Source organism: Mesorhizobium sp. M4B.F.Ca.ET.089.01.1.1 (assembly GCF_004022605.1).
Classification (GTDB): domain Bacteria; phylum Pseudomonadota; class Alphaproteobacteria; order Rhizobiales; family Rhizobiaceae; genus Mesorhizobium; species Mesorhizobium abyssinicae.
The window spans coordinates 1-764 of the sequence record NZ_RZOS01001062.1 but is presented as its reverse complement, the minus strand read 5'-3'; the positions used below and the strand labels follow the sequence as shown (position 1 = coordinate 764).

The following is a 764-nucleotide window of genomic DNA, read 5'->3' as shown; positions in this document are numbered from 1 at the left end:
TCCTTGTGCAGCCGATTGATGCTCGGCTTCTGAGGGGTCTTGTAGAAGTCCCGCAATCCTTCGGCGATCACGGCTTCGGTCTCGTCCGGCAATCGGCGGCTGCCGCGCCTTGTGCCCGAGGCGTGCGGCAGCATCGAACTCGTGACCGGACGTTCCCGGTAAGCCCTGATCAGCTCATAAAGCCGGGTTCGCTTGAGGCCGAGTTTACGGCAAGCACGCCAGAAATCAGACCGGCTGGGACGATCGAGCGAAGTCAGCCGCCGGATGACGACTTCCCGTGAAACCGCCTCATTCCAGGCGGCGTCATCGATCGTGTCCTTGTCGGGTCCGTGAACCACAGCGGCCTCGCTGTAAAGTTCGTCCGCTCGATTGTTACGAAAAATCCGGTGATTCGGCTAGAATCCGCCCATGAACTCCGAAGATGATTCGCGCCAGATCAATGACTTGCCGTCCGTTGACAAAACGCGAGCGACAGCCGTTTTCAGCGAGCAGAAGCCCGAAATTCACGCCCAGCGACCCTCCGAAGCGTCCCACAGCACCGGGCCGGAAGACGTTGTTCCCGCCGCGCCGGTGTCGGCTGAGCCCGGGGCCGGCGCCGACAGTCCCGACGGCGAGCTGCCGGACATCGTCTCGATCGTCATGGCGATGGACCAGGCGTTGGAAGACGAGCCTGCGGAAGCCCTCTCCCCTGCCCTGCCGATCGGCGGCGGCCAGACGCGTGTGCCGGCGCATCTGGAAAAACTTGCCGATCGTGCCCGCGACTA

The 764-nt window shown here is 63.1% G+C and carries 1 pseudogene; it reads left to right on the top strand.

The annotated features are described in order from the left end of the window. Window positions 1–408: 408 nt before the first annotated feature. Window positions 409–764, top strand: a pseudogene (locus tag EN780_RS36020) (hypothetical protein); the annotation flags it as partial.